The 13481-nt window shown below is 65.7% G+C and carries 10 protein-coding genes and 1 tRNA gene; 10 read left to right on the top strand and 1 reads right to left on the bottom strand.

The features are described from left to right. Positions 1–246 precede the first annotated feature (246 nt). The 5 genes from ISN38_RS04855 (at position 247) to ISN38_RS04835 (ending at position 5797) form a co-directional block, all read left to right on the top strand. On the top strand, positions 247–1263 hold the full coding sequence (locus ISN38_RS04855) for a bifunctional riboflavin kinase/FAD synthetase (RefSeq protein ID WP_051036318.1): 1017 nt from the start codon (positions 247–249) through the stop codon (positions 1261–1263). 6 nt (positions 1264–1269) lie between these two features. Further along, positions 1270–4119, top strand: a complete 2850-nt coding sequence (gene ileS, locus ISN38_RS04850) for an isoleucine--tRNA ligase (RefSeq protein WP_003469626.1) — start codon at positions 1270–1272, stop codon at positions 4117–4119. Positions 4120–4224: 105 nt separating this feature from the next. Next, on the top strand, positions 4225–4728 hold the full coding sequence (lspA, locus tag ISN38_RS04845; protein ID WP_003469627.1) for a signal peptidase II: 504 nt from the start codon (positions 4225–4227) through the stop codon (positions 4726–4728). Between the two features lie 7 nt (positions 4729–4735). Further along, the gene (gene ispH / locus ISN38_RS04840; RefSeq protein WP_003469628.1) at positions 4736–5686 is read left to right on the top strand and encodes a 4-hydroxy-3-methylbut-2-enyl diphosphate reductase; all 951 of its coding nucleotides are present in this window, start codon (positions 4736–4738) and stop codon (positions 5684–5686) included. Between the two features lie 35 nt (positions 5687–5721). Further along, positions 5722–5797 (top strand) — tRNA-Thr (locus ISN38_RS04835). 466 nt (positions 5798–6263) lie between these two features. Here the strand turns inward: ISN38_RS04835 and ISN38_RS04830 are convergent. Beyond that, a complete protein-coding gene (locus ISN38_RS04830; RefSeq protein ID WP_230811682.1) occupies positions 6264–6896 on the bottom strand; it encodes a DUF6624 domain-containing protein in 633 nt (210 codons plus the stop codon). A 549-nt stretch (positions 6897–7445) separates the two neighbouring features. Here ISN38_RS04830 and cyoA point away from each other — a divergent pair. From cyoA to ISN38_RS04805, 5 genes are all read left to right on the top strand, one after another. Next, positions 7446–8387 carry a ubiquinol oxidase subunit II gene (gene cyoA, locus ISN38_RS04825; RefSeq protein WP_003469641.1) on the top strand — a complete coding sequence of 314 codons (942 nt, stop codon included), beginning with the start codon at positions 7446–7448 and terminating at the stop codon, positions 8385–8387. Beyond that, positions 8387–10387, top strand: coding sequence for a cytochrome o ubiquinol oxidase subunit I (gene cyoB / locus ISN38_RS04820; protein ID WP_003469643.1), 2001 nt, complete (start codon positions 8387–8389; stop codon positions 10385–10387). The genes cyoA and cyoB overlap by 1 nt, the downstream gene beginning before the upstream one ends. A 3-nt stretch (positions 10388–10390) precedes the next feature. Then, the gene (gene cyoC, locus ISN38_RS04815; protein ID WP_003469645.1) at positions 10391–11017 is read left to right on the top strand and encodes a cytochrome o ubiquinol oxidase subunit III; all 627 of its coding nucleotides are present in this window, start codon (positions 10391–10393) and stop codon (positions 11015–11017) included. Continuing rightward, a complete protein-coding gene (gene cyoD, locus ISN38_RS04810) occupies positions 11017–11352 on the top strand; it encodes a cytochrome o ubiquinol oxidase subunit IV (RefSeq protein WP_003469647.1) in 336 nt (111 codons plus the stop codon). Before cyoC ends, cyoD begins: the two co-directional genes overlap by 1 nt. Positions 11353–11541: 189 nt before the next feature. Beyond that, positions 11542–13431: a M61 family metallopeptidase gene (locus ISN38_RS04805; RefSeq protein ID WP_038238222.1), complete on the top strand. Its 1890-nt coding sequence runs from the start codon at positions 11542–11544 to the stop codon at positions 13429–13431. The last annotated feature ends 50 nt before the right edge of the window (positions 13432–13481 follow it).

The following is a 13481-nucleotide window of genomic DNA, read 5'->3' as shown; positions in this document are numbered from 1 at the left end:
GGTCCTGGCCACGAACACGTCTCGGTGATTCGGCCGACAATACTGCTCGAATGCAGCGCATGATCGGCAACCATCGCCGACGTCTGCTGTTTTATCGGTCGATTCAGGTCTTGGAAGGGCCCCATCTTCACTTCTCCGCGACCCTAATCCCGACCCCGAACCCCGAACCCACCCCTCAGTCGCTATACTCGCCGGTTACGCATCATCATCGACCGGCGCCCCAGCGCCGACGCTTCGGACCGAGGAATGAGCAGGCTGTTTAGAGACGTCGAGGGCGGGATTTTGTTCCCGCAGGGAAGCGTGGTCTGCATCGGCGCCTTCGATGGCCTGCATCTGGGCCACCGTGCGCTGGTGCGCCATGCGCTGGCGCGCGCGCGCGCGCTGGGCGTGCCGGCGGTGGCGTTGAGCTTCGAGCCGCTGCCGCGCGAGTTCTTCGCGCCGGCAGCGCCGCCGCCGCGGCTGACCCTGGCACGGACCAAGGTCGAAGGCCTGCAGCAGCTGGGCGCGGACAGCGTGGGCCTGCTGCGCTTCGATCTGCGCCTGTCGTCGATGAGCGCGCAGGATTTCGTGCGGCGCACCCTGGTCGATCGGCTGCAGGCGCGCGAGGTGTGGATCGGCCCGGCGTTCCGTTTCGGCCACAAGCGCGGCGGCGACATCGCGCTGCTGCGCGAGATGGGCGCGCAACTGGGCTTTTCCGCCGGCGAGATCGAGCCGGTGCACCTGCGCGACGAACGCATCTCCAGCACCCGCATCCGCGAACTGCTGGTGGCCGGCGCATTCGCGCATGCCGCCGAACTGCTCGGCCGCCCGTACGCGATCGACGGCCGCGTGGTGCGCGGCAAGCAGCTCGGGCGCACCCTCGGTTATCCCACCGCCAACCTGCGTTTCCCGCGCACCCCGGCGCTGTCGGGCATCTACGCGAGCTGGGTGCACGGGGTGACCGCGCAGCCGTGGCCGGCGGTGTCCAGCTTCGGCACCCGGCCGACGGTGCAGGGCGTGGAGCCGCTGCTGGAAGCGCACCTGTTCGATTTCCATGGCGACCTGTATGGGCGCCACATCGCCGTGGAATTCGTCGCCAAGTTGCGCGACGAAGAAACGTTCTCCGATCTGCCGGCGCTGACCGAACAGATGCACCGCGACGCCGCCCTGGCCCGCCGTCTGCTCGCGTCCGCGCCGCCGCGCGCGCACGCCGATGGCGCGGGCCACGCGCACCAGCCCGCGCCTTTGCGCGCGGACTCCCCCATGAAGATCATCGACCGGTAAATCCCAGTGACCCAGGACTACAAAGCCACCCTCCATCTGCCGGCGACGGACTTCCCGATGCGCGGCGATCTGCCCAAGCGCGAGCCCGATACGCTGGCCCGCTGGGAGAGCGAGGGGCTGTACGCGCAGCTGCGCGACAACGCCCAGGGCCGGCCGCTGTTCGTGCTGCACGACGGCCCGCCGTACGCCAACGGCGCGATCCACCTCGGCCACGCGGTCAACAAGATCCTCAAGGACATCATCGTCAAGTCCAAGTACCTGGCCGGCTTCGATGCGCCGTACATCCCGGGCTGGGACTGCCATGGCCTGCCGATCGAGATCGCGATCGAGAAGAAGTACGGCAAGGTCGGGGTCAAGCTGGATGCAGCGCAGTTCCGGCAGAAATGCCGCGAATACGCCAACGAGCAGATCGACATCCAGCGCCGCGATTTCAAGCGCCTGGGCGTGATCGGCGACTGGGACAACCCGTACCGCACGCTCGACTTCCATTTCGAAGCCAACGAGATGCGCGCGCTGGCCAGGATCATCGACAATGGCCACCTGACCCGCGGGGTGAAGCCGGTGCACTGGTGCTTCGATTGCGGCTCGGCGCTGGCCGAGGCGGAGATCGAATACGCCGACAAGCAGTCGCCGACCGTGGACGTGGCCTACACCGCGCGCGACGGCGCGGCGCTGGCGGCCGCGTTCGGTGTGCAGTTGCCGGACGGTGTCGAAGTCGCGGTGCCGATCTGGACCACCACGCCGTGGACGCTGCCGGCCTCGCTGGCGGTGTCGCTGGGGCCGGATCTTAGCTACGCGCTGGTCGAAGGCCCGGCACGCGACGGTCGCCGCCGCTGGCTGGTGCTGGCCGATGCGCTGGCCGAGCGCGCGCTGCAACGCTACGGCGTGAGCGAGGTGGTGGTGCATGGCCGCGTCGCCGGCGCGGCGCTGGAAAACCAGTTGCTGGCGCATCCCTTTGCTGTAAAGGGGGATGTTTACGACGAGCGCGACATCCCGCTGATCCTCGGCGACCATGTGTCCGACGAGGAGGGCACCGGCGCGGTGCACACCGCCCCCGGGCACGGCCAGGAAGACTATGTGGCGGCCAGGCAGTACGGGCTGATCGAGCGCTATACCGCCGCACAGATCAACCCGATCGATGGCCGCGGCGTGTACCTGTCTTCGACCCCGCCTGCCGACGGCGTGGCGCTGGCCGGGCTGCACATCTGGAAGGCCAACGACACCATCGCCGAGGTGCTGGCCGCGCGCGGCGCGCTGCTGGCGCACGCGAGCATGGTGCACAGCTACCCGCACTGCTGGCGGCACAAGACCCCGATCGCGTTCCGCGCCACCCCGCAGTGGTTCATCTCGATGGAACAGGCCAAGCTGCGCGCCGATGCGCTGCAGGCGATCGAGGGCGTGCACTGGTATCCGTCCTGGGGCCAGGCGCGCATCGCCGGCATGATCGCCGGGCGTCCGGACTGGACCATCTCGCGGCAGCGCACCTGGGGCGTGCCGATCGCGCTGTTCGTGCATCGCGAGACCGGCGAGCCGCATCCGCGCAGCACCGAGCTGATGCGCCAGGTCGCCGACCGCGTCGAAGAGAGCGGGGTGGACGTGTGGTACACGCTCGATGCCGCCGAACTGCTCGGCGACGAAGCCGCCGACTACGACAAGATCACCGACATACTCGACGTGTGGTTCGACTCGGGCGTCACCCACGAAACGGTGCTGGCCGAGCGCGGCATCCCCAAGCCGGCCGACCTGTACCTGGAAGGCTCGGACCAGCACCGCGGCTGGTTCCAGTCCTCGCTGCTGACCGGCGTGGCGCTGGACCAGGCGGCGCCGTACCGGCAATGCCTGACTCACGGCTTCACCGTGGACGAGCACGGCCGCAAGATGTCCAAGTCGCTGGGCAACGGCATCGAGCCGCAGGACATCATGAAGACCCTGGGCGCGGACATCCTGCGCCTGTGGATCGCCTCCAGCGACTACAGCAACGAGATGTCGCTGTCGCAGGAGATCCTCAAGCGCAACTCCGACGCCTACCGGCGCCTGCGCAACACCGCGCGCTTCCTGCTCGGCAACCTGCACGGCTTCAATCCGGCCGTGCACCTGCGCACGCTGCCGGAGCTGGTGGCGCTGGACCGCTGGATCGTGCATCGCGCCTACGAGGTGCAGGAGCAGATCAAGGCCGCCTACGCGCGCTACGACTTCGCCGCGATCGTGCAGGCGTTGCTGAACTTCTGCAGCGTGGACCTGGGCTCGCTGTACCTGGACGTGACCAAGGACCGGCTGTACACCATGCCGGAGGACTCGCACGGCCGGCGTTCGGCGCAGAGCGCGATGTTCCATGTCGCCGAAGCGTTCGTACGCTGGATCGCGCCGATCCTGAGCTTCACCGCCGACGAACTGTGGGGCTATCTGCCCGGCGCGCACGTCGGCAACGTGCTGTTCGCGACCTGGTACGAAGGCCTGGCGCCGATGCCGGACGATGCGCCGCTGAGCGCGGCCGATTTCGAGCAATTGCTGGCGCTGCGCGAGCAGGTGGCCAAGGTGCTGGAGCCGATGCGCGGCAACAGCGTGATCGGCGCGGCGCTGGAGGCGGAGATCACCGTCGCCGCCGATGCGGCCACGGCCGCCAAGCTCAAGCCGCTGCAGGAGGAACTGCGCTTCCTGTTCATCAGCGGCGACGTGGTGGTGCGCGAGGCAAGCACCGACGAGATCTTCGTCAGCGCCCAGGCCACCAGCAAGCAGAAGTGTGTGCGCTGCTGGCACCACCGCGCCGACGTGGGCGTGGATCCGGCGCACCCGGAACTGTGCGGCCGCTGCGTCGGCAACATCGACGGACCGGGCGAGGAGCGCACCTGGTTCTGATCCGTCCCCGCGCGGCAGCGGCGGCACGCATTCGCCGTCGCCGTCGTGGTTTTCGCCGCGTCGCTGCCTTTCACACCCACCCTTCGCCCGAGCCGGACCCCGCGCATGACCGTACGATCCAAACCCTCCGCCCTGAGCTGGCTGCTGCTGTCCGTGCTGGTGATCGGCCTGGACCAGTGGAGCAAGGCCTGGGTGCTGTCCAGCCTGCCCGAGTTCACCGCGGTGCCGGTGATCCCCGGCTTCTGGAACTGGTACCGCACCTACAACACCGGCGCTGCGTTCAGCTTCCTGAGCCATGCCGGCGGTTGGCAGCTGTGGTTCTTCACCGCGCTGGCGGTGGGCATCAGCGCGCTGTTGGCCTGGTGGCTGGCACGCACTCCGCGCGGCGACTGGCGCGGCGCCATGCCTTACGCGTTGGTCATCGGTGGCGCGATCGGCAACGTGATCGACCGGCTGATGCACGGCCACGTGGTCGATTTCATCCAGTGGTATGTGGGCGACCATTACTGGCCCTCGTTCAACATCGCCGACTCGGCGATCGTCGCCGGGGCCGTGGGCATCGCCGTGTTCGGCGTGTTCGACGGCAAGTCGAAGCGAAAAGCGGGATAATTGGGCAATGGACGTCCTGCTCGCCAATCCCCGTGGTTTCTGTGCCGGCGTCGACCGTGCGATCGAGATCGTCAAGCGCGCCATCGAGACCCTGGGCGCGCCGATCTACGTGCGCCACGAGGTGGTGCACAACCGCTTCGTGGTCGACGACCTGAAGCAGCGCGGCGCGATCTTCGTTGAGGAACTGGACGAGGTGCCCGACGGCAACACGGTCATCTTCAGCGCCCACGGCGTGTCCCAGGCGGTCCGCCAGGAAGCCGAGCGGCGCGGGCTGAAGGTGTTCGATGCGACCTGCCCGCTGGTCACCAAGGTCCATTTCGAAGTGGCCCGGCACTGCCGCGCCGGCCGCGACGTGGTGCTGATCGGCCACGCCGGCCACCCCGAGGTGGAGGGCACGATGGGCCAGTGGAACCGCGAACGCGGCGCCGGGCGCATCTACCTGGTCGAGGACATCGAGCAGGTCGCCACGCTGGATATCCAGCAGCCGGATAACCTGGCCTACACCACCCAGACCACGCTGTCGGTAGACGACACCCGCGGCATCATCGACGCGCTGCGCGCACGCTACCCGGCGCTGCAGGGGCCGAAGAACGACGACATCTGCTACGCCACCCAGAACCGCCAGGACGCGGTGCGCGACCTGGCCAGGCAGTGCGACCTGGTGCTGGTGGTCGGCTCGCCGAACAGCTCCAATTCCAACCGGCTCAGCGAGCTGGCGCGGCGCGACGGGGTGGAGTCCTACCTGATCGACGGCGCCGACGAGATCGACCCGGCCTGGATCGCCGGCAAGCGCCGCATCGGCCTGACCGCCGGCGCCTCGGCGCCGCAGGTGCTGGTGGACGGGGTCATCGCGCGGCTGCGCGAACTAGGCGCCGACGGCGTCGGCGAACTGGCCGGCGAACCGGAGTCGATGGTGTTCGCCCTGCCCAAGGAACTGCGCCTGCGCCTGGTCAATTGACCGGCGGCCGGCGCGCCCCTAGAATTGGCGGTTCAGCCGGAATAGCTCAGTTGGTAGAGCGGCGCATTCGTAATGCGTAGGTCGTAGGTTCGATTCCTATTTCCGGCACCAAGATAAGCTGACAATAATGCATTAGGATCAAGGGGTTGGCCGGGTTTCCGTCCAGCCCTTTTTCATGCCCGCCAACCCTCTCCCGGGAAAAACAGGGATTTCCAGGGATCTTTGTTCTGCCCTTGGCCTCCATCAGGGCTTTGGAGCGCGGACAATGGGGCGAACAGATCGCCCATCCACCGTTTCGTTTAATCCAAGAGGCCCGTTGAGCGAGACAAGTCAATGCTTGCAGAAAGGATGAAGAGCGGCGTCGCTGGGTATGTGCTGCAACTCATCAAACCGAAGGTGTGGGTCGCCCGCGAACTTCGTGCTGCTTGACTAGGTTCATGGACGGCTGGCCGCCGTCCATGAACCTATGGGTGCTCCGCACTCTACCGCAGACGGGCGCGTCGGTTCGTGAGGCTGTTTAGGCGCAGCGCTATCTTCAAGCAGGGCAGTGATACCAGGAGTGCCTCATGACACAAAGCTATTCGCCAAGACCTTTACCGGACGCCACGGCGTTCTTGACTTGCTGCAGCTTTGCGCGCAACTGAGCGATAGGTGGCAGCCCCATGGATTCACGCCGCTTGTCTACGCTGCTTTCGTCTTCAATTGGATATAGCTCAAAAGATTCATTTGCTTGGGTGCCAAATCGTTGCGGCTTTCCATCGTAGACCAGCTGGCGATCAATGAATGTAGCGAAGGCATCCTTCGGGAAGTCTCCCTTCTCTACAAGCTCTTGCATCTGGCGAGCCATATTCGCTTGTAGGGCGCGGTCGCCAGAGTGCTGGAGCATAAGAAACTGCGCGGACACCGCGCCCTCGCCAACTTCGCTCAGGCCCAGCAGCCTTCCGGACGTCATCTCAAGCCATGCTGCCTCGCGGCGCCGGTCTGCCTCGGCAAGTCGCGCGTCATTGAATCCAGGGGTCATGGCCTTCTTGCGATCACGCTGATCTTCTTCGCCGAGAGCAATCAATTGCTGCGCGATCGCAGCAAATGAAGGTTTGTCAGTTGGATGGCCCGCGACGTCACCAGACTCATTCGCTAAGTGCGATGCAGTCACAGTCCCGGCTCCCAAACCAATAGCAATAAGAAGTACAGATGCCGCTCGTGGTTTCATGAGTGTTCCACACACTGATCATTTCGTTGCCTAGCCGAGAACTTTGCTCCGAGCGAACTTATGCGATCCCGCTTCTTCACGTCCAATCTCCTTGGGTAGGGAATTGGACTCCAAACCGGGATGCTACTCAAAATTGGGGGTACGTCGCCGTAGCGGCGGAGCGGGTGTGGCCGGGGGCGTGGCGGCGCGCTCGCCGTGGTCAGTGGCGACGGCGATCCTGGTCGAAAGAAGAAATGCCGTGCCAAAGCGGTGCCGGTCGCGCCCGATGTCATCTCAGGTTGTAACGAGATCGAAGGCGCCGGCTGTGCGCCGCGGGCTGGATGCGGCGATCCGTCGCACGCGGGTGCGGCAATGTGTCGCACATAAAAGCACGCCTGGGCGCACGCTCGGTCTTGTCAATGGCTTTCGGAGATGCCGCACGGCAGCATAAAATGGGCGGTCGATCGCGCATGCCGGCTAGGATGCCGCAGGAAACGCGGAAACGCCCATGTGGGCCGCTTCCCGTTCGCCACTGTGCGGTCCGCATCCCTTACGCAATTGGATCGTTCGATGATTCCGTTGAAACAACTCCGGCGCTCGCTGCGCTCCGGTCTGTCGCTTCTGCCAGTGCTGCTGCTGGCCGGGTGCGATGCGGCCATCCTCAACCCCAAGGGGCAGATCGGCCACGACGAAAAGACGTTGCTGATCACCTCGGTGGTGCTGATGCTGCTGGTGGTGATCCCGGTCATCGTGATGACCCTGGCCTTCGCCTGGCGCTATCGCGCGTCCAACACCACGGCCCGCTACGAGCCGAACTGGTCGCATTCCACCGCGATCGAGGTGGTGGTGTGGTCGATCCCGTGCATGATCATCCTGGTGCTGGCGGTGCTGACCTGGCGCTCCTCGCATGCGCTTGACCCTTACAAGCCGCTGGATTCCAAGGTCAAGCCGATCACCATCGAGGCGGTGGCGCTGGACTGGAAGTGGATGTTCATCTACCCCGAGCAGGGCATCGCCACGGTCAACGAGATCGCATTCCCAGTGGATACGCCGCTGAATTTCAGGATCACCTCCGACACGGTGATGAACTCCTTCTTCATCCCGCACCTGGGCACGCAGATCTACGCGATGGCCGGCATGGAGACCAAGCTGCACCTGATCGCCAACGAGCCTGGCGACTACTTCGGCCTGTCGGCGAACTACAGCGGCCACGGCTTCTCGAAGATGGGCTTCACCGCCCACGCCACCGACCGCGCCGGTTTCGACGCGTGGGTGGCCAAGGTCAAGGCCGCGCCGAAGGCGCTGGACCAGGCCGAGTTCCAGATCCTGGCGGCCAACCGCAACGACAAGGCGCCGTACCCGGTGACCTACTACGCGTCGGTGCAGGACGGCATGTTCAAGTCGTTGATTCACAAATACATGATGGGCAAGGGTCAGCATATGGAAGGCCACGATGACCATCCGGCATCGGCTGCTGAGCCGGTCGCCATGTGCACTTCTGGAGACAAGTGATGCTAGGCAAACTCACGCTCGAGGCGATTCCGTTCCACGAGCCGATCGTCATGGGCGCCCTCGGCGGCGCCGGCCTGCTCGGCCTGCTGGTCGTGGCGGCGGTCACCAAGTACAAGCAGTGGGGCTACCTGTGGCGCGAGTGGCTGACCTCGGTCGACCACAAGCGCATCGGCGTGATGTACATCGTGGTGGCGCTGGTGATGCTGCTGCGCGGCTTCGCCGACGCGGCGATGATGCGCACCCAGCAGGCGATGGCGCACGGCGGCAACGAGGGCATCTTCCCGCCGCACCACTACGACCAGATCTTCACCGCGCATGGCGTGATCATGATCTTCTTCATGGCCATGCCGTTCATGACCGGCCTGCTGAACCTGATCGTGCCGCTGCAGATCGGCGCGCGCGACGTGGCCTTCCCGTTCCTGAACTCGCTGAGCTTCTGGCTGTTCGTGGCCGGCGCGGCGCTGGTCAACATCTCGCTGGGCGTGGGCGAATTCGCTCAGACCGGCTGGCTGGCGTATCCGCCGCTGTCGGGGCTGGAATACAGCCCTGGGGTCGGCGTCGATTACTACATCTGGGCCTTGCAGATATCGGGCCTGGGCACATTGCTGACCGGCATCAACTTCTTCGTGACGATCCTGCGCATGCGCACGCCGGGCATGACCCTGATGCGTATGCCGATCTTCACCTGGACGGCGCTGATCACCAACATCCTGATCATCGCCGCGTTCCCGATCCTGACCGTGGCGCTGGCGCTGCTGGGCGCGGACCGTTACCTGGGCACGCACTTCTTCACCAACGACGGCGGCGGCAACGCCATGATGTACGTCAACCTGATCTGGATCTGGGGCCATCCGGAGGTGTACATCCTGATCCTGCCGGCGTTCGGCATCTTCTCCGAGCTGGTCGCCACTTTCAGCAGCAAGCGCCTGTTCGGCTACACCTCGATGGTTTACGCCACCTCGTGCATCGGCGTGCTGTCGTTCGTGGTGTGGCTGCACCACTTCTTCACCATGGGCTCGGGCGCCAACGTCAACGCGTTCTTCGGCATCACCACGATGATCATCTCCATTCCCACCGGGGTGAAGATCTTCAATTGGCTGTTCACCATGTTCCGCGGCCGCGTGCGTATGACCGCGCCGGTGCTGTGGACGATCGGCTTCATGATCACCTTCACCATCGGAGGCATGACCGGGGTGATGCTGGCGATCCCGGCGGTGGACTTCGTGCTGCACAACAGCTTGTTCCTGATCGCGCACTTCCATAACGTGATCATCGGCGGCGTGGTGTTCGGCTACCTGGCCGGCTTGACCTACTGGTTCCCGAAGGCGTTCGGTTTCAAGCTCAACGAGACGCTGGGCAAGGCCTCGTTCTGGTGCTGGATCGTCGGCTTCTTCGTCGCCTTCATGCCGCTGTACGTGCTCGGCTTCATGGGCATGACCCGGCGCATGAACAGCTACAACCATCCGGAGTGGGCGCCGTGGCTGATGGTGGCCGCGGCCGGCGCGGCGATCGTCGGCATGGGCATCTTCCTGAACCTGGTGCAGATCGGCTACAGCATCTGGAAGCGCAAGGACAACCTGGACCTGACCGGCGACCCGTGGGGCGGGCGCACGCTGGAGTGGGCCACGTCCTCGCCGCCGCCGTTCTATAACTTCGCCGTGCTGCCGCACATCGACGACCGCGACCAGTTCTGGGAGGACAAGCTCAAGGGCAAGGGTTGGACGCGTCCGGCCAGGTACGAACCGATCCACATGCCGCGCAACACCGCGGCCGGGGTCTGGATCGGCGCCTTCAGCGTGGTGCTGGGCTTCGGCTTGATCTGGCACATCTGGTGGATGGCGATCATCGGCCTGGTCGGCATGATCGGCAGCTTCATCGCGCGCACGTTCGACGACGACGTCGATTACTGGGTCCCGGCGGAGGAAGTGGAACGCATCGAGAACGCGCGTTTCGCCCTGCTGGAACAGCAACAGGCGGCGCATGCCGCAAAGGCGGTCTGAACCATGTCCTCCACGACGCTCGACAACCACCACGCCGTCCACGGCGACGGTCATGACGACCACGCCCACCACGACAGCGGCGGCAACACCGTGTTCGGGTTCTGGGTCTACCTGATGAGCGACTGCCTCATCTTCGCGGGCCTGTTCGCGACTTACGCGGTGCTGGCCGGCGCGACGGTGGACGGCCCCACCGCCAAGGAACTGTTCGACCTGAAGTTCGTGCTGGTGGAAACCTTCCTGCTGCTGTTCAGCAGCCTGAGCTTCGGCCTGGCGATGATCTCTGCGCACAAGCGCAGCCTGGGCGGCCTGTATGGCTGGCTGGCGGTCACCGCGGCGCTGGGCCTGGGCTTTTTGGGCATGGAAATCTACGAGTTCCACCATCTGATCGAAGAGGGCGCCGGTCCCGGCCGCAGCGCGTTCCTGTCCGCGTTCTTCACCCTGGTCGGCACCCACGGCCTGCACGTGGCCTCGGGCCTGCTGTGGATGACGGTGCTGGTGATCCAGATCGCCAAGAACGGCCTGACCCCGCGCACCACCACCCGCCTGGCATGCCTGAGCCTGTTCTGGCACTTCCTGGACGTGATCTGGATCGGCGTGTTCACCATCGTCTACCTGCTGGGAGCGCTGTAATGGCCAACCACTCTCCTTCCGACGCACACGCCGAGTCGCACGGCAGCGGCCTGAAGTCGTACCTGATCGGCTTCGTGATGGCGGTGGTGCTCACCGTGATCCCGTTCGGCATGGTCATGAGCGGCGCGTTCCCCAAGGGCGTGACCGTCATCGTCATCGCGGTGCTGGCTGCGGTGCAGATGCTGGTGCACCTGATCTACTTCCTGCACATGGACCGCTCCGCCGAGCAGCGCTCCAACGTGCACGTGGGCCTGTTCTCGCTGCTGATCATCGGCATCGTGGTGGTCGGCTCGCTGTGGGTCATGCACAACCTCAACGTCAACATGATGCATTGAGGGCGCGCAGTCGCCGCAACGCAAAAGGTCGCCTTCGGGCGGCCTTTTGCGTTGCGGCGCTCGCATCGGCGCGCAATGTCGGCCGGTGTCGCCGGCGATGTCGCCCATGCATGACCAATGGCATGGAACGCCACGCCGCAGCCGGCATAGCATCACAGATTGTCTGTTCGCCGTACCACTGGAGACCCCATGACCAAGTCCACCGCCTGGATGGCGCCGCTGCTGCTGGCGGCCACCGCCGCGTTCCAGGCCTCGGCGCAGACCGCGCCGCCGCAAGACGTGCCGTTCGCCGGCACGCTGAAGATCGATGTCGATGCCACCGACCTGGCGCATCGCATCTTCCGCGTGCGCACCACGATCCCGGCCACGCCGGGGCCGATGACCCTGCTGTACCCGCAGTGGATCCCGGGCAACCATTCGCCGACCGGGCCGATCGACAAGCTGGCCGGGCTGGTGATCAAGGCCAACGGCCAGGTGCTGCCGTGGAAGCGCGACCAGTTCGATGTGTACGCGTTCAAGGTCGAGGTACCGCAGGGCGCCAGCGAGATCGTCGCCGAGTTCCAGTTCCTGTCCTCGCAGGGCGACGGCCAGGGCCGGGTGATGATGACCCCGGAGATGCTCAACCTGCAGTGGAACACCACCGCGCTGTACCCGGCCGGCACCTACGCGCGCAACATCAAGGCCCAGGCCAGCGTGACCCTGCCGCCGGGCTGGAGCTATGCCACCGCGCTGGAAACCGCCACCCGGGTTGGCGACACGGTGACCTTCAAGCCGATCGACTTCGACGACCTGGTCGATTCGCCGATGTTCGCCGGCAAGTACTACAAGCGCATCGCGCTGGATGCCGACGGCAAGGCGCCGGTATATCTGAACGTGTTCGCCGACGAGGCCAAGTCGCTGGACGCCAAGCCCCAGCAGATCAAGGCGCACGCGGCGCTGGTGCAGCAGATGGACAAGCTGTACGGCGCGCGCCATTTCGACCACTACGACTTCCTGCTGGCGCTGACCGAGAAGCTCGGCGGGATCGGCCTGGAGCATCACCGCTCCAGCGAGAACAGCGGCCCGCTCAACTACTTCACCGAGTGGGACAAGAGCTGGGACCGGCGCGACCTGCTTTCGCACGAGTTCAACCATTCCTGGAACGGCAAGTACCGCCGCGGCGCCGACCTGGCCACGCCGAACTTCAACGTGCCGATGGGCGACAGTCTGCTGTGGCTGTACGAGGGCCAGACCCAGTTCTGGGGCGAAGTGCTGGCCGCGCGCTCCGGCTTGTGGACGCAGCCCCAGGCGCGCGACGTGCTCGCCGACGTCGCTGCCACCTACCAGCGCGGCCGTCCCGGCCTGGCCTGGCGCGCGCTGCAGGACACCACCAACGATCCGACCATGTCGCTGCGCCGGCCGCGCGCCTACCGCAGCTACCAGATGAGCGAGGACTATTATTCCGGCGGGCAGATGCTGTGGCTGGAGATCGATGCCAAGCTGCGCGAACTCAGCGGCAACAAGCGCTCGATCGACGACTTCGCCAAGGCCTTCTTCGGCATGCACGACGGCGCCTGGGACGTGAATCCGTATACCTTCGAGGACATCGTCGCCACGCTCGACGGCGTGGCCAGGTACGACTGGGCGCCGTTCCTGCGCAGCCGCGTCGATGGCCACGGCCCGCTGGTCGGCGGCATCGAGGCCAGCGGCTGGAAGCTGGTCTATACCGACCAGCCGAACGAGGCGATCAAGACCTACGAGGCGACCAAGAAGGGCGTCAGCCTGACCTATTCGCTGGGCCTGAGCCTGGACGACAACGGCAGCGTGCAGGACGTGTTGTGGGACGGCCCGGCGTTCGACGCCGGCATCGTCGCCGACAACAGCATCGTCGCGGTCAACGGCCGCGAGTACAGCGCCGACGCGATCAAGGAGGCGATTACCGCGGCCAAGGGCGCCGCCGCGCCGATCGAACTGCTGGTCAAGCGCGGCAACCGCTACGACACGCTGCGCATCGCCTACCACGGCGGCCTGCAGTATCCGCACCTGGAACGCATCGCCGGCAAGCCGGACCGCTTGAGCGCGTTGTACAAGGCCAGATAAGCCGTCGGGGACGCCGTTGCGCCGCGCTGCATGGACGGCGCGGCGCTGGC

Source organism: Xanthomonas translucens pv. undulosa (genome assembly GCF_017301775.1).
Taxonomy (GTDB): domain Bacteria; phylum Pseudomonadota; class Gammaproteobacteria; order Xanthomonadales; family Xanthomonadaceae; genus Xanthomonas_A; species Xanthomonas_A translucens.
This window is presented reverse-complemented; position numbering and strand designations above follow the sequence as displayed.

What these genes read in the sequence shown, in the direction of transcription:
- lspA (WP_003469627.1), top strand. Translation starts at nt 4,225, where the DNA reads ATGACCGTACGATCCAAACCCTCCGCCCTGAGCTGGCTGCTGCTGTCC.
- cyoB (WP_003469643.1), top strand. Translation starts at nt 8,387, where the DNA reads ATGCTAGGCAAACTCACGCTCGAGGCGATTCCGTTCCACGAGCCGATC.
- ISN38_RS04855 (WP_051036318.1), top strand. Translation starts at nt 247, where the DNA reads ATGAGCAGGCTGTTTAGAGACGTCGAGGGCGGGATTTTGTTCCCGCAG.
- cyoA (WP_003469641.1), top strand. Translation starts at nt 7,446, where the DNA reads ATGATTCCGTTGAAACAACTCCGGCGCTCGCTGCGCTCCGGTCTGTCG.
- cyoD (WP_003469647.1), top strand. Translation starts at nt 11,017, where the DNA reads ATGGCCAACCACTCTCCTTCCGACGCACACGCCGAGTCGCACGGCAGC.
- cyoC (WP_003469645.1), top strand. Translation starts at nt 10,391, where the DNA reads ATGTCCTCCACGACGCTCGACAACCACCACGCCGTCCACGGCGACGGT.
- ISN38_RS04830 (WP_230811682.1), bottom strand. Translation starts at nt 6,896, where the DNA reads ATGAAACCACGAGCGGCATCTGTACTTCTTATTGCTATTGGTTTGGGA.
- ispH (WP_003469628.1), top strand. Translation starts at nt 4,736, where the DNA reads ATGGACGTCCTGCTCGCCAATCCCCGTGGTTTCTGTGCCGGCGTCGAC.
- ISN38_RS04805 (WP_038238222.1), top strand. Translation starts at nt 11,542, where the DNA reads ATGACCAAGTCCACCGCCTGGATGGCGCCGCTGCTGCTGGCGGCCACC.